Origin of the sequence: Lachnoanaerobaculum gingivalis, from assembly GCF_003862475.1 — a bacterium.
GTDB classification, from domain to species: domain Bacteria; phylum Bacillota; class Clostridia; order Lachnospirales; family Lachnospiraceae; genus Lachnoanaerobaculum; species Lachnoanaerobaculum gingivalis.
In genome coordinates this window covers 426,475-450,326 of the sequence record NZ_RRCO01000001.1, presented here as the reverse complement: position 1 = coordinate 450,326, position 23,852 = coordinate 426,475, and the positions used below count along the sequence as shown (strand labels likewise).

Annotated in this window: 17 protein-coding genes; 14 read left to right on the top strand and 3 right to left on the bottom strand. The window is 33.6% G+C overall.

Features of this window, described 5'->3' with window-relative positions:
• Nucleotides 1-122 precede the first annotated feature (122 nt).
• From EHV10_RS02065 to EHV10_RS02045, 7 genes are all read left to right on the top strand, one after another.
• Nucleotides 123-1,844 (top strand): DNA topoisomerase 3, encoded by a 1,722-nt coding sequence (locus tag EHV10_RS02065; RefSeq protein ID WP_128673188.1) that lies wholly within the window; start codon nt 123-125, stop codon nt 1,842-1,844.
• 3 nt (nt 1,845-1,847) lie between these two features.
• On the top strand, nt 1,848-2,102 hold the full coding sequence (locus tag EHV10_RS15180; protein ID WP_330508387.1) for a hypothetical protein: 255 nt from the start codon (nt 1,848-1,850) through the stop codon (nt 2,100-2,102).
• Nucleotides 2,039-2,398: a hypothetical protein gene (locus EHV10_RS02060; protein WP_330508386.1), complete on the top strand. Its 360-nt coding sequence runs from the start codon at nt 2,039-2,041 to the stop codon at nt 2,396-2,398. The genes EHV10_RS15180 and EHV10_RS02060 overlap by 64 nt, the downstream gene beginning before the upstream one ends.
• A 33-nt stretch (nt 2,399-2,431) precedes the next feature.
• Complete coding sequence (locus EHV10_RS02055) at nt 2,432-3,235, top strand: conjugal transfer protein (RefSeq protein WP_124953083.1); 804 nt, start codon at nt 2,432-2,434, stop codon at nt 3,233-3,235.
• Nucleotides 3,236-5,086: 1,851 nt separating this feature from the next.
• Nucleotides 5,087-5,545 (top strand): TnpV protein, encoded by a 459-nt coding sequence (locus tag EHV10_RS15505; RefSeq protein ID WP_408610084.1) that lies wholly within the window; start codon nt 5,087-5,089, stop codon nt 5,543-5,545.
• A 338-nt stretch (nt 5,546-5,883) separates the two neighbouring features.
• Nucleotides 5,884-12,987 (top strand): helicase-related protein, encoded by a 7,104-nt coding sequence (locus tag EHV10_RS02050; RefSeq protein WP_408610083.1) that lies wholly within the window; start codon nt 5,884-5,886, stop codon nt 12,985-12,987.
• A 112-nt stretch (nt 12,988-13,099) separates the two neighbouring features.
• A complete protein-coding gene (locus tag EHV10_RS02045) occupies nt 13,100-14,056 on the top strand; it encodes a single-stranded DNA-binding protein (protein WP_128673186.1) in 957 nt (318 codons plus the stop codon).
• Nucleotides 14,057-14,244: 188 nt separating this feature from the next.
• Here the strand turns inward: EHV10_RS02045 and EHV10_RS02040 are convergent, their stop codons facing one another.
• On the bottom strand, nt 14,245-16,020 hold the full coding sequence (locus tag EHV10_RS02040; protein WP_034211103.1) for an IS1634 family transposase: 1,776 nt from the start codon (nt 16,018-16,020) through the stop codon (nt 14,245-14,247).
• A 317-nt stretch (nt 16,021-16,337) separates the two neighbouring features.
• Here EHV10_RS02040 and EHV10_RS02035 point away from each other — a divergent pair, with 317 nt between their 5' ends.
• Complete coding sequence (locus tag EHV10_RS02035; protein WP_128673185.1) at nt 16,338-16,814, top strand: conjugal transfer protein; 477 nt, start codon at nt 16,338-16,340, stop codon at nt 16,812-16,814.
• A gap of 183 nt (nt 16,815-16,997) precedes the next feature.
• On the opposite strand, the gene EHV10_RS02030 is transcribed toward EHV10_RS02035, so the two are convergent.
• Nucleotides 16,998-18,368, bottom strand: coding sequence for a relaxase/mobilization nuclease domain-containing protein (locus tag EHV10_RS02030; protein WP_128673184.1), 1,371 nt, complete (start codon nt 18,366-18,368; stop codon nt 16,998-17,000).
• Nucleotides 18,368-18,736 carry a plasmid mobilization protein gene (locus EHV10_RS02025; protein ID WP_128673183.1) on the bottom strand — a complete coding sequence of 123 codons (369 nt, stop codon included), beginning with the start codon at nt 18,734-18,736 and terminating at the stop codon, nt 18,368-18,370. Before EHV10_RS02025 ends, EHV10_RS02030 begins: the two co-directional genes overlap by 1 nt.
• A gap of 417 nt (nt 18,737-19,153) precedes the next feature.
• On the opposite strand from EHV10_RS02025, the gene EHV10_RS02020 reads away from it, so the two are divergent.
• The 6 genes from EHV10_RS02020 to EHV10_RS01995 all read left to right on the top strand — a co-directional run bounded on the left by EHV10_RS02020 (nt 19,154) and on the right by EHV10_RS01995 (nt 23,852).
• The gene (locus EHV10_RS02020) at nt 19,154-19,516 is read left to right on the top strand and encodes a metal-dependent transcriptional regulator (protein WP_128673182.1); all 363 of its coding nucleotides are present in this window, start codon (nt 19,154-19,156) and stop codon (nt 19,514-19,516) included.
• Nucleotides 19,517-19,735: 219 nt separating this feature from the next.
• Complete coding sequence (locus EHV10_RS02015; RefSeq protein ID WP_128673181.1) at nt 19,736-21,106, top strand: salicylate synthase; 1,371 nt, start codon at nt 19,736-19,738, stop codon at nt 21,104-21,106.
• A 90-nt stretch (nt 21,107-21,196) separates the two neighbouring features.
• The gene (locus EHV10_RS02010; protein WP_207667118.1) at nt 21,197-21,322 is read left to right on the top strand and encodes a type II 3-dehydroquinate dehydratase; all 126 of its coding nucleotides are present in this window, start codon (nt 21,197-21,199) and stop codon (nt 21,320-21,322) included.
• 16 nt (nt 21,323-21,338) lie between these two features.
• On the top strand, nt 21,339-22,343 hold the full coding sequence (aroF, locus tag EHV10_RS02005; RefSeq protein WP_128673179.1) for a 3-deoxy-7-phosphoheptulonate synthase: 1,005 nt from the start codon (nt 21,339-21,341) through the stop codon (nt 22,341-22,343).
• 80 nt (nt 22,344-22,423) lie between these two features.
• Nucleotides 22,424-23,176: a thioesterase II family protein gene (locus tag EHV10_RS02000; RefSeq protein ID WP_243116041.1), complete on the top strand. Its 753-nt coding sequence runs from the start codon at nt 22,424-22,426 to the stop codon at nt 23,174-23,176.
• Nucleotides 23,163-23,852 (top strand): 4'-phosphopantetheinyl transferase family protein, encoded by a 690-nt coding sequence (locus EHV10_RS01995; RefSeq protein ID WP_128673178.1) that lies wholly within the window; start codon nt 23,163-23,165, stop codon nt 23,850-23,852. Before EHV10_RS02000 ends, EHV10_RS01995 begins: the two co-directional genes overlap by 14 nt.

Genomic DNA, 23,852 nt, shown 5'->3' with positions numbered 1-23,852 from the left:
TAAACCGTAATAGATTTAAGCCAAAATTATATTTTTGAACAATTAAACACCAAAAACCAAAAGGCAATCAGAAGGAAAAACTCGGATTGCCTTTTTTCATGCAAAAAAAGGAGGATTTATAAATGAATTTAGTGATATGTGAAAAGCCGAGTGTCGCAATGAGTATTGCAAAGGTAATCGGTGCAACCGGCAGACAGGACGGATACTATGAAGGAGGTGGATATATTGTAAGTTGGTGTGTGGGACATTTAATACAGATGGCAAGTCCTTCAGCTTATGATGAAAAGTATGGCAAGTGGAGCTTGGAGGATTTACCGATTATTCCGGGTGAGTATAAGTATGAGGTTTTAAAGGCAACTAGGGGGCAGTTTAACACTCTTAAAAAGCTGATGAACTCTAAAGAGATTGAGGCTGTTATTAATGCCTGTGATGCAGGGCGTGAGGGAGAGTTGATCTTTAGGCTTGTGTATGAGCAGGCAGGTTGTAAAAAGAATATCAAAAGACTTTGGATCTCATCAATTGAAGATGTGGCAATTAAAGAAGGCTTTAAGCAGCTAAAAGAGGGAAAAGAGTATGAAGATCTATACCAATCAGCTCTTGCCAGAAGTAAGGCGGATTGGCTTGTCGGCATGAACATGAGCAGGCTGTATTCCCTTATTTACAATCAAAATTATTCTGTTGGAAGAGTACAAACACCCACGCTTGCCATGATAGTAAAAAGAGATGATGAAATAACAGCTTTTAAGAAAGAAAAATATTATATAGGTGAGCTTTATTTTACCGGTTTTACTCTTTCAACAGACAGAATAGACAGCCTTGAAATTGTAGAAGATTTAGTAAATGTGGTAGGAAATACAATCACAGTAAGAAATGTGGAGAAAAAGGAAAAGCTTACAAAACCTGACTTGCCGTTTGATCTTACAACACTTCAAAGAGAATGTAACAAGTACTTCGGATACAGTGCAAAACAGACACTTGACTATGCACAAAGCCTTTATGAAAAGAAAATGATTACATATCCCAGGACGGACAGCCGATATCTTTCGGAAGATATGATTATAAATACGATAAATAACATACTTGGTAAAAATGACTTTGATACGGAGAGAATTAAAGTTATTTTTAACTCAGCTAAGGTAACGGATCACCATGCAATCATACCTACAGTAAGTTCTTTAGAGGAAGATATGTCCACAATTCCTGAAAGTGAAAGAAAAATATATAACCTTATCTTAAATAAACTCCATGCAAGTACAGGCTATCCCTTAATTGAAAATATAACAAAGATTGTTGCGGTATATGAAAGTCAGGGTGATATATTTGAATTTAAGGTAAGCGGTAAGGTCATTACAGATGAAGGTTTTACCAAATATCTTAAACAGTACGGTTCAAAGAAAAATGAAGATGTTGTATTACCTGATATAAATGTGGGAGATGTACTTAAAATCAAGGATAAAGAGATAAAAGAAAAATATACGATACCACCAAAGCATTTTACAGAGGATACTCTTCTTAAGGCTATGGAGATTGCAGGTAATGATGCACTGCAAAAGGGAATTGAGGTTGAGCGAAGGGGACTTGGAACACCGGCAACAAGAGCAGGTATTATAGAAAATTTAATTTCCAAGGATTTCATAGAAAGAGATAAGAAAAATCTTATTGCAACCAAAAAAGGAAAAGCTCTTATAGAGATAGTGGAGGATAACTTTAAGTCAGCTAAAACAACAGCCAAGTGGGAAATGAACTTGTCTGATATAGCACTGGGTAAAGCATCAAATGAAGCATTTTTATCGTGTGTTGAAACCGAGATAAAAGAAACTATTGCCAAGTATCAGGGAAGATAATCTATGTTTGATACATTGATGAAACTTGGTAAAGACAGAGAGGTCTTGGATTTTTATGCCACAGATAAAAGAGCAACAAAGGAGCTTTTAATAAGAGAAAATTTCAGAGAAACAATATATGAGCCTGCCTGCGGTCAGGGGCATATTGGAAAAGTACTGGTAGAGCATGGATACAGGGTAAAAGCGGAGGATATTTGTTACAGAGGATATGGAAGCAAAAGAGAGGTGGATTTTTTACGATTAAGGAAAATACCTTAGACATAGTAACCAATCCGCCTTATTTTTGTGCGGATAAATTTCTAAAACACGCCCTTGAAATATCTGCCCCGAAAGTAAAAATAGCAATGCTTTTTCGCTTAGCATTTTTGGAGGGACAAAAAAGATATGAGTTATTTAAAAAATATCCTATAAAAAAGGTATATGTATTTTCCAAAAGACTTAACTGTGCTAAAAATGCCGAGTTTGAAAAGTATAAAAGCAATGCCATTGCATTTGCATGGTTTATATGGGAAGTAGGTTATACAGGAATTACGCAACTACAATGGATCTTATAAAAACAATAAAGAACAGAATTTAAGGAGGACGAAATGAACGATAATAAAAACATTCAAAGACAGGAAGAACAGACCAAGGAAGTTATAAATGAGATCAAAAAAGAATATACAAAAACAGCCGACTTTTTAGAAGATAATACGGATACACAGCTTAAAATTGCCGGGGAGCTTAAAGAAGAGCTAAAAAATAATGACTTTGATGTAAATATTGAAGAGTTAAAGGCACTTAAAGATGAAATAACAGGTCTTAAGGCGGAGATCAAAAGACTTAATGAAATGGATAATATAAGCCTTAGCTCCCTTATTGCCAAGGATATTAGGGCAGTAGGGAAATCTCTTATTAATCTTCAGGAAAAGGCGGTAGGAAGTATTAAGCACCTTTATGACAGTATGAAACATCAGCTTACCTATAACCTTACGAAGGCACAGGAAAAGTTTGTTGAGATGAAAATAGGAATTGTAAAGGGACTTGTAAACTCAATGCAAAGTTTCATAAAAGAGCAGCAAAAGAAGCTTAATAACTGCCTTGAAAAACTGGATACCTTATCTAAAGAGATACAAAAGGATGAGGAAAAGTTAAATAAGGGAAATAAGGAAGAGATTAGTCAATCGGATAATGAAAATAAAGACATTAAGACAAGTGAAAAAACAGCTGTGAGAAATGGAGGTGAAAGGCAAGGTACAAACATTCAAAAAAGCAATGAGAAAAAGCCTAAAAGTATGGAAAGAAAACCTTCCGTATTAAAAACACTTAAAGAAAATCAGCAAAAGATCAGGCAGGAAGAAAATGGGAAAGGAGAAAAGACAGTAAAAAAGGATAAGAGAATGGAAATATAATGAAAGAAGCCGACCTTATCAAATATAAAAATATTCCTGATGAATTAAAGCAAGAGAAAAGATGGTGCCTTTATAAAATCATTGTAAGAGACGGAAAAAACACAAAAATGCCTATTATGCCAAATGGAAAACCTGCCAAGTCAAATGATAGAAAAACTTGGCACAGTTTTGATGATTGCATGGATACTTTATGTAAAAATCAAGGAACCGGCTTGGGATTTTTCTTAGGGGACGGGTATATAGGAATTGATATAGATAAGGTAAGTGATGAGATAATGGAATACAGTATGGACTTAAATGCCGCTTCCATGACAGCAGATTTTCTAAGAGGGATTTCCACCTATGCGGAAATCTCTCCGTCAAAAACAGGACTGCATTTTATAGGAAAGGGTAAAGTACCGGGAGAAAGGAAGCGATATAAAAACCTTGAAATTTATGACAGGGACAGATTTTTTACGATAACCGGGAATATATTAAAGGATAAAGACAGAAGTAAAATAGTAAATATCAATCAGGAGCTGTTGCCACTTTATAAAACATATATGCCAAGGATAGATTATGGGGAATCCAAAGTCGGTAGGATTAATTTAAGTCCAAGCAGTTTGGCTGATAAAAACAGATTTTCACAAGATGATATTCTAAACATACTTTTTAATAGGAGATACTTTAACTATAGCGGAGAAGATCTAAGACAAATATATAACGGGAATTATCAAAACTATTTTAACAGCCGGTCTGAGGCTGATTTTTTTATGCTTGGGAGGTTGCTTTATTACACCTCAGATGTGGAAGCGTCAATCAGCCTTATGGAAAATAGCGGGCTTAAAAGAAATAAGTGGTATAAAAGGCGAGGAAGTACGGACTATATACACTATATTGCAGACAGGGCAATGAACGGCATAAGAAAGTTTTATGATTGGAATAAAGAAAAGGCCGATATTATAAATAATGTAAAACAAGAAGAGACTGAAAATAAGAAGGAGGGAAAGATGCCAAGATATTCAACTGAAAAAATCAGTGATATTTTATCTCACTCTTTAGAGGAAATCAGAAGGGATGTAAGTGCCTACAAAGATTTTCTAAAGACAATGGGAAATAACTATAAATACTCATATATGCACCAGTTAAGTATTTACAGTACCTACAAGAGAGCAACTGCCTGTGCGGAGTATGATTTTTGGAAAAAGCTTGGAAGAAGTGTAAAAAGAGGAGAAAAGGGAATACCGATTCTTGATTTAAGTAGAAGCATACCAAAGGTAAAGTATGTATTTGATGTCAGTCAAACAGTCAGTATAGGAAATAAGATCAATGAAGTAAAACTGTGGAAATATGAACCTGAGAAGCATACTTTAGCTGTAGATTCACTGATTGACAGCTTTAAAGAAAGAAACAGCAGGCTACTTTTTTCACAGGAAGAAAAGATAACCGCACTTATAGATTTATATGTTAGGAAAAAACTATATACCATATTTGATATGCTGACGGATGATACACTTAAAAGTTATACCAAAGTAGAACTGATGCAATTTATCACAGAATCCATAAAGGTTTCACTTGCACAAAGAATGGATATAGGTATTCCTGTTGATGAGGGCAAACTGGAAACCGTATCAGGTATTAAGCATGGACAGGATATTGACAGCCTTCTTGGAGAAATATCTTTAATTTCTAAAGAAATGCTTATAGCTATCGGAAGAGAAATAGGGAGGATAGGTGAGAGAGAAAAACTTAAAGAAATAGAGATAAAAGAGCAGACAAAGACCGACAAGGAGCATTATAATGTAAATGATAGCAGTGAAAATACCGGAGCAATAAATAATGAGATAGAAGAAAATAAAGGAGGCTTGGCTGATGAGAGAAACAGTAATACTGGCGAACAGGGAATATCTTTTGGAGGAAGAAACCTACACCCCGATAGTCAAAGAGAATCTGTTCGAGAAACAGGGGGGAACATACAGTTTGGAGAAGATGGAAGATGGAGAGGAAGTTTTGATACCGAATATAAAGATGCCAAAGATAGTAGATCAGAGCAGACTGAACAGATTTGGCAGGGAGAGGCTCAAATTCCTGAAGGAGAACAGGGAGAATCAGTATCAGAGTATGTATTACAAAGAGACACTGATGGAGCATCTTCTAAATATAGAGGAACAGGCACAGGAGTTTTTGGAGAAGGAAGAGCCGAAAATGATGCAAATCTGGGGGCTGACAAACGAACTGAAGTCGGAGGATTTTCTGAAATATATGGGACTGAAGAAAAATCTCGATATGACACTTACAAGGATGGTATTGGAACAGATAGTCTGGGCATAGAAAGTGATTCACGACTAAATATCAGAAATATTGAAAGGGAAGTTGAAAAGACTTCCTTTTCTTTTGCCGGGAATGAGGGCGGTCAGGTGCGATTTAACTTGCCCTTACAGCAAAAAGAAGTAGATACGGTTTTAATTTATGGAGGAAATGAAGAAGACCTAAGATTAAAGATTTTGGCTGAGTATTCTAAGGGAAAAAGTATAGAAGAATTAGCTGATTTCCTTCAAAGCAGCTTTAGAGGTGGAAACGGTTATGAGGTAGCCGGGAATAAGGTTTGTGCATGGTATGATAAAGAAGGAGTTTACTTATCCAATGATATTTCATCAAAAACAAATCCGATGCAGATTTTATCATGGAGTAATGCAGCGAAACGTATAGGAGAACTTATTGAAAGCGGTGAATATGCAACCAATGTAGAGGTGGCGGAAGCCTTTTACTATGAAAGAAAAAAACTTGTAGAAAAATTGTGGTACTTAAAAAGAGATTTTGCAGATGATGTAAAAGAAGCTTACCTACAGGTTCTTGACCGAACAGAAAAAAACGGATTTCCTGACGAAACCGAAGAACTTTCAGAAAAGCTTAGAAGTCCTGAATTTAGAAATAAGCTTAGAGAAGAATATAGCATATTTTTACAGGACTATATGGAAAATAAGGGGATATTAAGATTTCATTTTCACAAGGTGGAAGAGATTTTAAAAAGTCTGAATGATTTGGAGATACCAAGGAAGGAATTTAGTTCAGGTCTTATTGAACTACCAAAGATAAAAGAATTTATCACAGAAGATGAGATAGATGAAAATTTAAGAAGAGGAAGCGGTATTTCAGGAGGTGAAAAACGGATTGCCGACTTTTTTAGAGAAAATCATACACTTTCAGAACAGGCGGAGTTTTTAAAAAATGAGTACGGCACAGGTGGAAGAACTCATGCTTTATCAGGAAATATGGAAAGCAGTGAATGGCATGATGCTAAGGGAATCGGGCTTAAAAAGGGAAACTCTCCGGAAGTTATGCTTAGCTGGAGTCAAGTGGCAGTAAGGATTAAAGACTTAATAAAGAATGATCGATATGAAAATAAGGATATTGTGTCCGATGTACAAAAACAGCCAAAATCAAAAGAAGAAAATAAAAAGGCATCAGAGCTTAGAGCTAAAAATGAGATTATATCTGCTCTGACTTTTAAGGAAGTAAAGAAAGAGGATGAATATCAATTCAACCCACAAAATGAAGAATTTACTTTGCTTAAAAAGACTGTAGATGAAGGAAACTTAAAAGTACCGGAGCATATAAGAAACAGCATAGACGGGAAAACCGGGTATGAAGCTGAACTTGTCTTAGACATGAAAAACCGAGAATTAAAGCAGCTTTTAAGGTATAACGGATATTTATTAAATAGTAATGTAGCAATATCTTATGACAGTTACAAAAAGATGCTGCAAAATTTTTCATATTTACTTGATGATAACCACAGAAATGTACTCCTTATAGGTTATATAAATGAACAGATTAAAAAGGCAAATGAACAAGAAAATGTAAATGAGCCGATTTTTAAAGAAGGTATGCAGGTAAGATATCAAGGAAAGGAATACCTGATTTCGGAAATAGAGGATTATGGAAACTATAAGACAATAAAATTGGATGATAATGAAGGGTATCTTACCGGCTTTATTACAGGAAGTGAGATTATTGCATTCAGAAATGAAAACGAACTTGACTTTGAGATACTTTCCACAGCAGAAAAATCATTAAAGGAGAATCTGAATAAAGAAGATTTACTTGCCTTAAATAAAGAGGCTTTAATTGAAGTACCAAGACAAGAAGAAACCTATACAAGCGGAGAATATGTGAAAAATATTTCTCCAGTCAATTATAGGATAACAAGAGAAGATGAAGTCTTAGTACCGTCAGAGCGATTAAAAAATAACGTTGAAGCAATAAGAGTACTAAAGCAGCTTGATAAAGAAAACAGAAATGCAAGTAAAGAAGAACAGGATATTTTAAGCAAGTATGTAGGTTGGGGTGGGCTTTCAGATGTCTTTGATGAAGAGCGGGGAGGTCAGTGGCAGGAAGCAAGGATGTTCTTAAAAGAAAACCTATCACCATCAGAGTATGAAGCTGCTAAGGGGAGTACACTTACCGCCTTTTATACTCCAAAGGTAGTAATAGATGCAATTTATAAGACTTTATACGATATGGGATTTGAGAGTGGAAATATCTTAGAGCCAAGTATGGGAATAGGAAGATTTATCGGAAATCTTCCTTTGTCAATGCAAAACTCAAAGTTTTACGGCATAGAACTTGACAGTACCAGCGGACAGATTGCTAAAAAGCTTTATCCCAATTCAAACATTCAGGTAAAAGGCTTTGAAAAGACTGCTTTTTCAAATAATCTTTTTGACATAGCTGTAGGAAATGTACCTTTTGGAGATTATAGGGTATCCGATCGTGAGTATGAAAAAAACAACTTTCTTATTCACGATTATTTTTTTGCTAAAACACTGGATAAGGTGCGTAGCAAAGGAGTGATTGCTTTTATAACTTCATCAGGCACAATGGATAAAAGAAATGAGGATATAAGAAGATATATAAGTGAGCGTGCGGAGTTTCTGGGAGCTATAAGACTGCCGAATAATACATTTAAAGGTGAAGCCGGTACAGAGGTTACAAGTGATATTATTTTCTTAAAGAAAAGAGACAGGCTATTAAAGATAGATGAGGACTGGGTTAAGCTTGATAAGGACAGGCAGGGACTAAGCTATAATAAATACTTTGTAGATAATCCACATATGGTACTTGGAAATATGCAGGAAATATCGGGGAGGTTTGGCACTACTCTTTCTTGCATTGCAGATGAAAGTAAACCGATAAAAGAACAGCTTGAGGATGCAATTAAAAATATCAAAGGCACTTATGAAAAGGCGAAGTCAAATGAGGAACTTGAAACAGAAATACTTCCGGCTGATGACAATGTTAAAAATTATTCCTATGTAGTGATTGAAGATAAGGTGTACTTTAGGGAAAACTCGATTATGCAAAGGGTACTTTTAAATAAAGCTGACGAGGAGAAGATAGGGGCATATCTTGAAATAGAAAAAGCGTTAAGAGAAGTAATTACCTATCAAAAGGAAGATTATCCGGATGAGGAAATAAAAGCCTTACAGGGGAGATTAAATAAGCTTTATGATGATTTTTCAGGTAAATACGGACTTATTAATTCAAGGGCAAATAAAAGACTACTCCAGGAGGATGCCAACTACTCTTTAGTGTCCACCTTGGAAAACCTTAATAAAGAAGGTAACTTTATCGGTAAGTCCGATATTTTTACAAAAAGAACCATTAAAAAAGCTATGGTAATTGAACATACGGATAGCTTAACAGAGGCATTAATCCTTTCTATATCTCAAAAGGGAAATGTAAACTTTGAGTATATGGAGGAGCTTACAGGAAATATAAGAAAAGAGCTGATAGAAGGGCTAAAAGGAGAGATATTCTTAAATCTTGACAGTTTTGAACCAAGTGATATTACGCCTTTTTCATCAGCTTTGGATTTAGTGGATTTTTCAAGAGAATATGTCAGTGCAGATGAATACTTATCAGGTAATATCAGAGAGAAAATTGAAGTAGTAGACGCATATATAAAAAATATAGATTATGAAGTCAAAAGGAATGAAGAGGAGTTAGATAAGCCTCATGAATTACAATCGGGATTTGAAGCAAGAAGATCCAATCAGGAAGAATTATCATATAAATCGGAAATAACAGAAAAAATTTCGGTATTAAAACAGGAATTATCCGCTCTTAATTATCAGAAAAAAAGACTGGAAGAAGTAATGCCAAAAAATCTTGAAGCAAGTGATATAACTGTCAAGATGGGTTCTACATGGATACCTGAAAAAGACTATAAGAGCTTTATGTTTAATCTGTTAAAGACCTCCGCATCAAACAGATGGAATATAGATATTAAATATAATGATTTTACGGGAGAGTATAGGGTAGAGGGAAAAAGCACAGATAAAAATAACGACCTGGCTAATTTCACCTATGGAACAAGCAGAGTGAGTGCATATAAGCTTATAGAGGATAGTCTAAATCTTAGAGATACAAAAGTATATGACCAGATCATTGATTCGGACGGAAAGAAAACATCTGTTTTAAATCAGAAAGAAACCATGCTTGCAAGAAGTAAACAGGAAATTATAAAAGAAGAATTTAAAAATTGGATCTTTGAGGATGTGGACAGAAGAAACCGGCTGGTGAAAAAATATAATGAAAGATTTAATTCCATTCGATTGAGGGAGTATGACGGAAGTCATTTGCCCTTTGACGGGATAAACCCTGAAATTAAGCTTAGACCTCATCAAAAAGATGCAATAGCAAGAGGGCTTTTTGGAGGAAATACACTGCTTGCACATGAAGTAGGAGCAGGTAAGACCTTTGAGATGATAGGAATTGCGATGGAGTCTAAAAGGCTTGGAATGAGTTCAAAAGCCATGTTTGTAGTTCCAAATCATATCGTGGAACAGTTCGGGCGTGAATTTAACGAGCTTTATCCGGCAGCCAATATACTTTGTGCTACAGAAAAGGACTTTACACCGGACAAGCGGAAAAGATTTTGCAGTAGGATTGCAACAGGAGACTATGATGCGGTTATTATAGGTCATAGTCAATTTGAGAAAATTCCGATTTCAAAGGAAAGACAGGAGTATGAACTTAAAAGTCAGATCGATGAGATTGTGGAATTTATCGGAGAATATAAAAGAGACAGGGATCAAAGATTTAGTGTAAAGCAGCTTGAAAAGACAAAGAAAAGTCTGGAGGCAAAGTTAAAGAAACTTAATGATGATTATAAAAAAGATGATGTGGTAACTTTTGAGGAACTGGGAATTGATAAGCTTTTTGTGGATGAAGCCCATTCATATAAAAATCTGTACCTGTTTTCAAAAATGAGAAATGTTTCAGGAATCAGTGCAACAGATTCACAAAAGTCGTCCGATATGCTTATGAAATGCAGATATATGGATGAGATAACAGACGGTAAGGGAGTTGTTTTTGCAACAGGAACTCCTGTTAGCAACAGTATGGCTGAACTTTACACCATGCAAAGGTATCTTCAGTATGACGAACTTAAAAAAATGCACCTTCAGCACTTTGACTCTTGGGCATCAACCTTTGGAGAAACAGTTACGGCAATAGAACTTAATCCCGAAGGAAACGGATATAGAAGTAAGACAAGATTTTCAAAGTTTTATAATCTCCCGGAACTGATGAACATGGTTAAGCAGTTTATGGATATAAAAACAGCGGATGTATTAAATCTTCCTGTTCCAAATGCACACTATGAGAATATAAAGACAAAGCCTAGCGAGGAGCAAAAGCAAATACTTGAAACTTTTTCTGAAAGAGCGGATAAGGTTCGAGCAAAACAGGTGGATTCCTCTGTCGATAATATGCTGCTTATTACAAATGACGGAAAGAAGATGGCACTTGATCAGAGGCTTATAAATCCCCTACTTCCTGATGATGAGAACAGTAAGGTGAATACTTGTGTAAAAAATATCTTCAGTATATGGGATAAATATACAGATAAAAAATCGGTACAGCTTGTCTTTTGTGATATGTCCACACCATCAAGCGAGTTTAATATTTATGATGATATTAGGAACAAACTCATTATGTTGGGAATTCCAAAAGAAGAAATTGAATTTATCCATAATGCAAATAACAACAGGGAAAAGGATGCTATCTTTGATAAGGTAAGGAAAGGAGAAATTCGTGTGCTTTTAGGCTCTACACAGAAAATGGGAGCAGGAACCAATGCACAAGATAAACTCATTGCCATTCACGATCTTGATATACCATGGAGACCTGCGGATCTCTCTCAAAGAGCCGGAAGGATCGTAAGACAGGGAAATGAAAATAAGGATGTTTATATCTTCAGATATGTAACTGAAAATACCTTTGATGCTTATCTTTTCCAAACACTTGAGAACAAACAAAAGTATATTTCGCAGATAATGACAAGTAAAACACCGGTAAGAGTTGCAGAGGATGTGGATGAGGCTACATTAAATTATGCTGAAATAAAGGCACTTGCGACAGGTAATCCTTTAATTCGTGAGAAGATGGATCTTGATGTGGAGGTATCCAAGCTAAAAATGCTTGAGTCCAACTTCAAATCAAACCTGTATAAACTTGAGGATAAGGTAGTAAAGGTTTACCCTAAAGAAATAGAAAATTTAAAAAATAAAATAGAAAACTTGAAAAAAGATATAGGAAGTATAGAGCCATATAGAGAAGAAAATACAGATAAGACAGTATATGTTCAGTCAAGTTTGGAGAATGTAGGAGAAAATTTAATGGAGATAGAGAAAAAGTCGGATAAAGAAGCAGTATCAAAATTCACCTCTCTTATTCTTGACGGCAAAAAATATACGGATAAAAGACAAGCCGGAGAATTTTTGATAAGCAAGATAAAAAGCATAAGAAAGACGGATGATTTTAAGTCGGAAGAAGTAAAAATCGGAGAGTACAGAAACTTTGATTTATTTGTATACTATGACAGCTTTTCCAATCAGTATAAATTTAATCTAAAAGGCGAAGAGAATCATTATGGTGAATTTGGAACGGACGGTATCGGAAATATAACGAGAATGGATAATGTCCTTGATAAAATACCTGAGAGACTGGAGCAAACTATAGGTAAGCTTAGAGATACCGAAAGTCAACTAGAAACCGCAAAACTTGAAATCGGGAAGAAATTTCCACAGGATGAACTTCTAAAAGAAAAGACACTAAGACTTGCAGAGGTAAATAATCTACTTGACATGGGGCAAAAAGAAGCAGTAACAGAGGAAAAAAATTCATTACTTGAAGAAGTAAAAGAAGAATTAATTCATTTCTTAAATAAAGAGTATGAGGAAAATCATAGTGTAGAGGATTTTTATACTTTGTTTCCTGATTTAAGCGATATAAGGCTTGCTTATACGACTACGCCGGATGAAAAGCATGAAATACAGACAAGCCTTGATTTAATCAATTATAAATTAAACACTTATGTTGATAATACTTTAGTTAACAGCTTTCAGTACACCTATGATCCTCTTGATGCAAGCGATAGAAGAGAGCTTGTGCAGATAAAGGCAAACATAGGTATTTGGGATTTTAATGAGCTTATCTATGTGGATGAAGAAAAGTTAAAAGAGGTGATGGGGCTTGAAATTGATGATGAGGGAAATTTCTATGATCCGTTAGAAAAAGATACGGACTTGGACGGTGTAGCGGACAGGTACGATGCAGACTTTAGAGATAGCAAGGTACAAAGTATCGGAGATCTGGATAGAAGAGAAAGAAACTCTGTAGTAGAGAAGTTAAACGGGTATAAGGAACAAATCAGTCAAACAGGTGCAAGGGAAAATCAGTTGGAATACTTTGAGGAGGCAAGGTAGGATACGGATAAAAAATATCATATATAAATATGTGAAGAGAGTATCTTTTATGTGTACTCTTTTCTTGATCTTAATAGAAAAATAAAGTGTAAAGACAGAAATGGAGGAATTTATGAACCTAAAAAAAGGGGATATTATTAAAACGGCACTGGGAGAACATACAACGGTATTAGATGTAAAGAAAAATCAGGCAGTATTATTTACAGGTGAACAATTTGTTATAGCATCAGGAATTAAAGAAAATAAAGAAAACGGCAAGTTTGAGTGGGTAAACGGAAGATATGCAAATGATTTAAAAAGCATTTCAAATATGCAAAATAACAGCTTTGAAAGTATGAAAGAAACGCTATCATTCTTGGCGGAATACAATCATAGTGATTTTATCAAGGGAATAATATCACTGGAAACAGATATAAACAATGAAGATATACTTGATAATGCTTATGAAAACTATATGAATGACTCTTATATGGGGTTGATTGATGAAAGGTTTATGGACTTTATTGATGAAGACCTCAAGACAGCGAAAGATATAAAGCAGGAAGAGATAGAAAAAGATGCAGACATTCAGGAAAAAAGCAAAGAAGAAATAAGTGAAAACGAGCAATACCAAACACAGGAAAATACAAGTCTGAAAGATAATAATGACCAAGGAAAGCAGTATATCAAAGGCAATCTTACCGCAGATGTTGAAATAAAGGATCTAAGGTCAAATGAGGGACAGGATTTCAGAGTTGCAAGTTTTTCTATCGCTCAAAATGACGGAATGGGGAATGTAAAGTTTATGAATTGCTTTGCTTATAATGAGCAGGTTCAAGCAGTAAAGGACTTTAAAAAAGGGGATTTTGTTTCACTTTCAGGAAAAGAAAAGCTTAGTATTGGAAAGAATGGAAAGCAATATACAAACTTTAAGGTATATTCCGCCAAGCTGTTAAAAGCCAGAGGACAATCTCAAGATACAAAAGAGAAGCCTTCAGCACTCAAAAAACTAAATGATTATAAGGAAAAAACGGATGACAGATTAAAAGAACAAGTGAATATGAAAAGTGAAAAAGGGGTAGAACGATAAAAGTGTGTGGATTAGCAGCCTGATAAGCTGCTTTCCCCTGTTTTTTTGATTCTCTTTTAAACTTAAAATAAGGGTTTGCTAAAAAAGGAGAGGGGCGTTATAGTCCTGTCTTTGACAGCTAAAAGGTCTGAAAGCCATATATATCAAGGGTTTCAGACCTTTTTTAATTCACAAAAGTGTAGCTAGAACTACCTACTTTTTTTGCTTTCCCGAAAGACTTTTTTCATACTCAAATCGGTTAAAATTTCGTAATCGGTACGAAATCCGAATACTTCATGAAGTGCATCTGTTAAGGCTGTTCTTGTATAAGCGGGTAGATATCCTAACTTTTCTCCCGGACGATACATCATCATAGAGCGTAATACGTTAATAATCTCATCGCATGTATATTGTTCACCAAGTTTTTTCTCAAGTATCCTAAAGACTACCAATGAAGCAAAACAAGTTATGAAGTGTGCCTTTATGCGATCCTCTCTTTGAAGATAAATGGGGCGTGCACTGAACTCGGTTTTCATGATTCTGAAACATTCTTCGATTTCCCATCTCTTCTTGTTTATACGAACTATTTCTTCGGCACTTGTTGTCTCCAAATTAGTACAAACGGCATAGAAACCGTCATATTTTTCCTCTTCAGCTATGAGGTTCGAATCTATATAAGGGATTTCTCTGTCACAGACTTCTCCTGAAGATGTCATTGCTTCGGTAGCAATAAAACGGCGTGGATCATTTTGATTTTTTTGATTTCTTTTATATTCCCCTTTTTCAATAAGCTTATTAGCACGGTCAATCTGGCTTTGCCTGATTTTCTGATGATATTTTTTGTACTTTAAGGAGAATGATACTATAAGATGTTGCTCTAGAGCTTTATTACCTTCTTTGACTTTTTTATCTGATAAATCTTCTTTAATCCACCTTTCCTTATAAAAGACTTTATTATAGTCTGTCTGTTCATCAAGGTTATTCAGATTAAATAATCCTGTTTCACCTTGTAGTGACCAGCCTTCAGGGTCTAGAGCAAACTCCTTTAAATATTTTGGGAGTTGTTTTATAGATTGTGTTGTTATAAAACTTCTTATTTTTTCACCAAATAAAGTTTTGTCGTTAAACTTTCTATTGGCATTTGAGGACAGACCTGCGTCTGTACAGATAATAATACTATCAATACCATAATCATCGATTACCTTTTGTTCCAGAGGCTTTAGTGTTGGCTGCTCATTCTTATTTCCGGGGAAAATATCAAAAGCAAGAGGAATACCGTCATGATCCATAAACATTCCCATTCCGACAATAGGTAGTGGTTGATGTTGTTTTGATTTTCCATATTTCCTAAGTTCGTCTTCCTGCTCGATTTCAAAGTAATAGTTTGTGCAATCATAGTAAAGAATGTCATTCCTGCGAGGAAGTATTCTTTGGCTATTTTTATAAAGCTCAGATTGAATAAAGTCACTTTCTTTAGATAAAACAGAAAGTGAACGATATATATCATGTAAATTAAAGGTCGGCTGCTCAATAAACATTTTGGAAGAACGATTTGATGCCAACTTAGAAGATGGATAAAGGATACGAGTAAAAATTAGTCGAGATAAAATATCGTTCAAATCATATTCAAAGCTATACTTCTTTGAAATTTTAGAACAGATTTTATCCAGCTTAAGTGAATAGTAAATACTCTGAAGAAATAGATATCCACAGTTAAACAAATGTTTTTCATCAGGTTTCAGGAGCTTTGAAGGAGAACATTTTATTAAAATTTCTTTTTGTTCCTCATATTCCTTACGATTAAGTTCATCAACATATTCCTGAGCCCAAATGTAAGGGTCTTTTCCATTAGCTCTAGTCTTAACCATATCAAGATTTCCAAGTTTTTCAATAGTAACTGTAGTGACAGAACCATTGGATTTGCGTATAGATTTCTGAACATAAAATGTAGCAGAGTTTTTTGATTTACTTACAGTAAGTTTCATAGCATTCAACCTCCATGCTCATATTATACCATAAATAGCTACAAATAGCTACATAAAATAACGAATAAATTGACAAAAAAATAAGACTGAAATCCAGTCTTTATAAGGGTTTGAGGTTTATAGAGGGAGTAGTTAGCTGTCAAACTCCCGTGAAAAAGGGGTAGAACGATAAAAGTGTGTGGATTAGCAGCCTGATAAGCTGCTTTCCCCTGTTTTTTTGATTCTCTTTTAAACTTAAAATAAGGGTTTGCTAAAAAAGGAGAGGGGCGTTATAGTATAAGAAAAATAGGATTTTTTAGTAGAAAGGACGAAATGACATGATTGGTATTTTTATAGCCTTAATTATATTATATTTGGGAGTTATCCTGTTTGTAGGAACGACATTTGTAAAAATAAGCTTATTTGCAATGGATAAACTTGCGGTATTTATAGCAAGTTGGTATTATACTCACCATTATTTTTCTGTCAAGTTTTCATCCGGATATGCCGTATATTTTTGGGATATATTAGCGGCAATAGTGGCAGTAGTGCTATATTCTGTCTTATTTAAGCTTATTCATGATAAATTTGGATTGATTGGAAAGATCCTTAATTTAGCTATATCGTTTTTCAGCTCAATGACGGTATATTGTATTTTAGTACATGGATTTATTACAAATGAAAAATCTTATTTTCTACCCCTTTTAAACAATGATTTAGCCAATCAGGTGGTAAACTATATCATAATAGGTATAATCTCTTTAGTTGTATGGAAAAGAAGAGAAGATTATCTTATAGAAATGGACAAGGTATAAGAAAACAGTATTATTAAAAAGCAGAGCTTGCAGAAAAATTTAGCACCGGGGTAATCATACTGTTTTGACTTAGCCTATTTGAGCCTATAAGAAAATGTCTGTCCCTGAGTCTATATATTTTTATTACTTATAAAGAAGGAGGTTGCTTTCTACCAAAAATCAGGTAGGAGCTATCTCCTTCTTTTATTTTTCCAGATGGTTGTTAAGGTATATATCCGTATTTTTCTTTGCTTGTTGAAGATCGTGGAGCATGAAGTTTTGATAGGCATATTCTTCCATAAGGTTAATTTTTTTCTGTTCCAAAACAGCGTATTTATCTGACAGTTCCGAAATACTTAATGTACGGTATCCTGATTTTGCAAGTTCTTTTAAGGCGATTTCATAGGCAACAATCTGTGGCTTGTATTCTTCATAAAATGCTTTATTTTCCTTATCTTCAATATATATGTCATGGATCAGCTGATTTTTAGAAAGGGTGTTTTTATTCTCTATCACAGAATATATGGATTTCATTTCCTTTTCAGCTTGCTTTATCCGATCTAATAATTGTTGCCTGTCTGAAGCTGCCTTCTTTAATTTTAATTCCAGTTCTTCATAGGTGTTTATGCCATATCTTCTCATTTCATTTAAGGAGGAAGCCATTGTTTTCATGTTGTGCTTGCCTGCCCATACTTCATAACCTTTTGAGGTTTTTACCTTTTCATTGTTCTTTATATTTACAATAGTATCCGGATTTTTATAAGAGACTTTGTCATAAAGCAGTTCTTTATTATAAATCTGCTGTTTGGTCGGATCTTCAATTCTTTCTTTAATTCGTTCTTTGGTATAATCTTCTCCAAGCACATTTGCCTTTGTTCTTGTAAATCTTCCTGTATCTTTTTTGTCTTTATGGCGGAATGAAAGATACTTTCCAATCTTAATTTCATATCCTAAATCTTCCATTGCTTTTAAAAACTCTTCGTAAGTACCGGACCTTAGAATTGCTTTGTCAATAGCAAGGTGAAGCCTGTTTTTCCAAGAACCGCCTTTCTTAAATTCCATATATTCAATATAGCTTTTACCGTTTGTGGAATATCTGTTCTTGAATTTTTTATAGTTTTCATCAATGACAGATAAACCGTTTTCTTTACAAATCTCATCACTGACAGTTCTGATTTGATGATAACTTCTTTTGTTGCTTTGATACGCCTTACCAGTTACAAAACTTACATTATTAAATAAAATATGATTATGAAGATGCCCCTTATCTATATGGGTAGTGAGTACATACTCATACTTTCCTTGAAAGACTTTTTCGCATAGTTCCAGTCCTATTTTGTGTGCCTGCTCTGGTGTGGTTTCTCCGGGAGCGAAAGATTGAATTAAATGCCTTGCCAATATTTTTGCCTTGGAATTACATTCTCTTTTTGTCTGCTCAAACTCGAGATGAGCAAGCTTAGGATTGCAGTTAAAAGAGGAAATAAGGATTTTTTCATCGGTCTTATCAGCATTCATGATGTAGTTTAGGGCTAAGTGCAAAGTTTTTTCTATTGGATGAATCTTTGTAACAGCCATCAGCTCTCCTCCGTATTTATAGTTTCTAAATTTCCCAGGTCATATAGTTTCTTTCGCAGAGAATAAATATCTTTCCCCTGCTTTTTTAGCAGCTCTTGTATATCAAGGATGTCATCTTTATAGATAGCTGCAGTAGAATTTACCCGCTTTGCAATCTGATTTATGCTGCCGGTTATTCTACCTATACTTGCGGAAAGTTCCCTAAAAGCGGTCATATCCAATACAAAAATATCCTTGCCTAAGATACATTTCACAATAAACTGACGCAAAGTTTTACAACCGGAGAGCCTATATTTTTTCTCCAAAACCTTCAGTTCATCATCTGAAAGCATTAAATAAATACCATGAGTTCTTACTCTGTTTGCCATGTCAAAACCTCCAAATCCTAAAAATAGCAAAAGAAAAAACCTGTAGAATCAAGTGCTAAGCTTGATTTACAGGTTTTGCTTTATAGTATATTTCCAAATCAGAAATCTCCTGTAGAGAGATAAAATAGTTATATAAGTTACAAGAAGATTATAACATTTTTGAAAGTAAGCTTCAATGAAAGAAGTGAAAACTTTTTCAAAAACTACTTAGGTGATGAAATTAAAGAAGTAACTTATGCAGGGGTTTGGGGATATTCCCCAACAAGCAAAAATTGACTGAAAGAGTCCGATGCGAAAGCGAGGATTAAGACAATTTTTCGTAAGTGCATATGCACTTACTGTGCTTGCTAAAAATGAGAAGAATAGATATAATAAAGTGAACATAAAAGAAATTAGATGGAATGTGAGAGGGTAGGAATGCATAAAAATTATTTAGAAGAAAATTATTTAGAGAATATTTATATATTATATTTAGAAAAAGAAAAGGTGAAACATAAAGACATAATGGAAAAGATGAAGCGGGCAAAGTCGGTGGTTACTAAAGCTATTCATATTCTTGTTGAGAAGAGGTATTTAACATATGGTGAAGATAAGATTGTACGCTTAACAGATGAGGGGCTACATATAGCAGAAAAAGTTTATCAGAAGCATGTGTATTTAAAGAAACTTTTACTAAAAGTTGGTATTGATACTGATACAGCTGAAAAGGAAGCCTGTGATATTGAGCATGTTTTATCAGATGACAGTTTTGAAAAGTTAACAAAATATATAGAAAAATAATTCAAATAGTTATGAATTAGATATGAAATCTATTCATGACTAATTTTTTTTGAAATTTTTTTCATAAAAATTTCCTAAAACTCAAGAGATATTATATTGACATTTGTTATTATTTAGCAGTATACTTAAGATGAGTTCTATAAGAAGAACAAAATACATACTGATACAACACGATAAAAATGGAATATATATCATTGAATTAAGGGGGAAAGAAACAATATGCTATTTTTTCAAAAATTAGAAAGCTATAAAGAATATATTATAGATACATTAGAAAGAAAGTTAGATAAGCACATAATGGCGGTTAATATTGTAAAATCTTTTTTAAAACAACATAATGATTCATATATTATATATGAAAACAAACATAAAGATGAACTTTCGTTAGGGCTAGGTAAGTATATAGGATTTTCATTTTTTTCAGATAAAATTCAAGTTGTAAGAAATGAAAATATGGAAGAATTTATTGTTAATGCTTTAAACAATGATATTTTTAATATATTTAAAAAAGTGCATATGAATGACTGGAGAGCATATGGAATTGCAAATTTCAGTTATGCTAAAAATTCTTTTTTAGATGAAAAAATTAACGAAAAATTAATGGACTTATTTATTCCTAATATAGATATTAGAATTGAAAAAAATAGAATTTTAATTAGATATATGGAAGAATTTGAGTGTATAGTTTCTATGGTTGAAGATTGTTTATCAAATTTGAAAGAATTAAAAGAAATTATAACGGAAAATGATAAATCAAAATTAGAACTCATTAAATCTGTAGATGAAAATTACTACAAAAATATTGTATCAAAAGCAATAGAAGAAATTAAAAATAATAAATATGAAAAAGTTATTTTATCCAGAAAGATAAATTTAGAAAAAAGAATTTCATTCATGGATAGTTACTTGGAAGGAAGGAAGTATAACAATCCAGCTAGATCTTATTGTATGAAAATAGATGATTTAGAAGTGGTCGGATTTAGTCCGGAAACAGTAGTTGAGGTTGATAGAGATAAAACCGTATATACTTTTCCATTAGCCGGGACAAGGGCGTTGACGGAAGATAAAGAGATTAATAAAAAATTAAAAGATGAACTTTTGAAAGATCCAAAAGAAATTGCGGAACATGCCGTTTCAGTAAAATTAGCATATGAGGAACTAGAAAAAGTTTGCGATAAGGATAGTGTTTCGGTAATTCAGTTTATGGATGTTTTAGAAAGAGGGACAGTTCAACATTTAGCCTCAAGATTAAGAGGGAAAATTAAAGACGAATTTAATGAATGGCATGCTCTTACGGCATTATTCCCGGCGGTAACTGCATCTGGAATTCCTAAAAAAGAGTGTATAGAAGCTATTGACAGATTAGAGAAAGATGAAAGAGGCTTATATAGCGGTGGGGTATTGACTTATGATCAAAATGGCACACTAGATGTAGCTTTAGTGTTGAGAACAGCTTTTCAGGATGAAAAAGAAACTTGGGTCAGAGTTGGTGCCGGAATTGTGAAATTATCTAATCCGGAAAGAGAGTTGGAAGAAACAAAAGAGAAAGTTGGGAGTATTATAAATCGGCTTGTTTATATAGAGGATTGAAAATGAGAAAATTTGATTTATCATCAAGTTTAGAATATGAGATATCCCTTGTAGATAATATACAAGATAAGAATGGTGGAGGTTCATTTAATGGATATATCCAAGAGAGAATTTTATAGAAAAAAATCTTTTATATCTGAGTTTGCAGAGAAGACAATTTTAGGAAAAGGGTTTGATGGATATAGTGAGGCGATGAAGTGGATTGTTTCAAACTAAAGGATGGTGATGTGAAATGCATTATGTATTCAGCAATAAAGATTGTCATAAAAAATGTAGCAATTATTTAATTTCAAGAGGAATAGAACATGATGTATATGATGTTAAAAAATATCATATTATAAATGTATTTGATAATAGCTTAAAAGAAAAGATTGAAAGTGATGAAAGAGCTTTTTTAGAAACGGAAAATTTATCTTTAGAAAATGGATATTTAGTAACTAAACAGCATAAAGATAAAACCATAATTTCTATAAAAGAATTAGAAATAGGTGGAAATAAATCGGTAGTCATATCCGGTCCATGTTCGATTGAATCAGAAGATATATTGAGAAAAATTGCTTTGGATATGAAAGAGTCGGGAGTTGATATTTTAAGAGGAGGAGCATTTAAGCCACGTACTTCACCATATGACTTTCAAGGATTAGGAAGAGTAGGTATTGATATTCTTTGTAAAATTGGAAATGAGATGGACATACCGGTTATAACAGAGATTATGGATGTTAGAGAACTAGAATATATGATAGATAAGGTTGATATATTACAGGTCGGTTCAAGAAATATGTACAATTATCCATTGCTCAAGGAACTTGGAAGAATAGATAAACCTGTACTATTAAAAAGAGGACTAAGTGCAACGATAAAAGAATTTTTGTTAAGTGCGGAATATATCATGCTTGAAGGGAATGAAAAAGTAATTCTTTGTGAAAGAGGAATAAGAACATATGAGAATTACATGAGAAATACAATGGATATTGCATCAATTGCTCTTTTAAAAGAGATGACCCATTTACCGATTATTGCTGATCCCAGTCATGCTACGGGGAAAAGATCGTTAATAGAAACATTATCAAAGACTGCTGTTGCTGCCGGAGCGGATGGAGTATTAATTGAGGCACATATTAAGCCGGATTCGGCATGGAGCGATGGGAAACAAACAATTAACATTCCTATATTAAGGGATATAATAAGGACGTTGTATTATACTGATGAAGTCATGGATAATACAACACCTCGATAGATATTGAAAATAGTTATCAAAATGTTTTATTGTGAGTTAGGTAAAGCTAATTATTAAAAAATGTGAATGGAGGGGATAATTTGAATAGATATTTTGTATCAGGGAATGATTTGGAAGTTAATGAGAGTAAAGGCGTTATATTTATGTTTCCTTATGCAGGAGGCGGTGTATCTTCTTTTAAAAATTGGGGAGAACAATTTATGCCTAATAAAGTTTATTTTGCTCAATATCCGGGAAGAGAAAACAGGTTTTCCGAAAAAGCAATTAGCAACATAAAGGAACTTGTAGAAGAAATATTTGAAGATATGAAAATAGTTTTTGACTTCAAATTACCCTATTATTTTTTCGGACATAGTATGGGAACTAAAATAGTTTATGAACTATCACTGAAACTAAAAGAGAGTGGACTTCCAACCCCTGTGGGCTTAATTATTTCAGCAGGTAGGGCGCCTTGTTATAAAGAACCAAACCCCATTTACCATTTAGACGATGAAGGATTTATTGAGGGATTAAGAAGATATGACGGAACTCCTAATGAGATATTAGATAACAAGGATTTAATCAGTATATTTTTACCGACTTTGAGAGCTGACTTTATTATTGATGAAGATTATCAAGATATAGAGGGTAAGAAACTGGACAGTAGTATTCTTGGTTTGATGGGTGATATTGATGAAGAAATGAAACTTGAAGAACTTTTAAAATGGCAAGATTACACAACGAAAGATTTTTCTTACAAATATATCGAAGGTAAGCATATGTTTGTAAATACATCTTCTGAAAGTGTAATAAAGGCAATTAAAGAATTTGTTGGTTCAGATGAAGATATATAGATTGGAAATTTCAAACATAAAAGAATTTAAAAATCTAACTGCAATAAGTGAGGCGCTTAATTTTTTTGACATAGGGTTAGTGGCAACTAATACAAGTGCATTTATGATAAAAGATTTAGAAAATTTTTTAAAGTATGAGGAAATAGAAAAACTTGATGCATATAAATCAGAGGTTTCAAAGATGAATTTTGCAGTTTCGAGAAGCATTTTAAATAAAAGCTTTGAAACAATATTAGATATTCCTTTTGCAGATGTAATTGTTTTGAGGGATAAATATCACAAGCCATATATTAAAAACCAAAATGGGATTAAATTTAACATTTCACATACAGATGGATATGTAGTGATTGGTTTTTCAAAGAGAGAACTTGGGATAGACATTGAAAAAGTAAATTATGATTTCGAGTTTGAAGATATACTTGAAAATTGCTTTACATTCAGAGAAATTAATAATATAGGATTTGATGCATCCATGTTTTATAAATATTGGACAGCAAAAGAGGCTTACTTAAAATATGAGGGTTGCGGTCTTATAAGAAGTCCTAAAGAGATAGAAGTCATTCATATGGATGATCATCAGATAATAAAAATTGAAGATAAGATAAAGAGAACAAATAAAGATTTGATAACGTTAAATTTATCATCAGGTAAATATTTTGTAGCGATATGCATATAG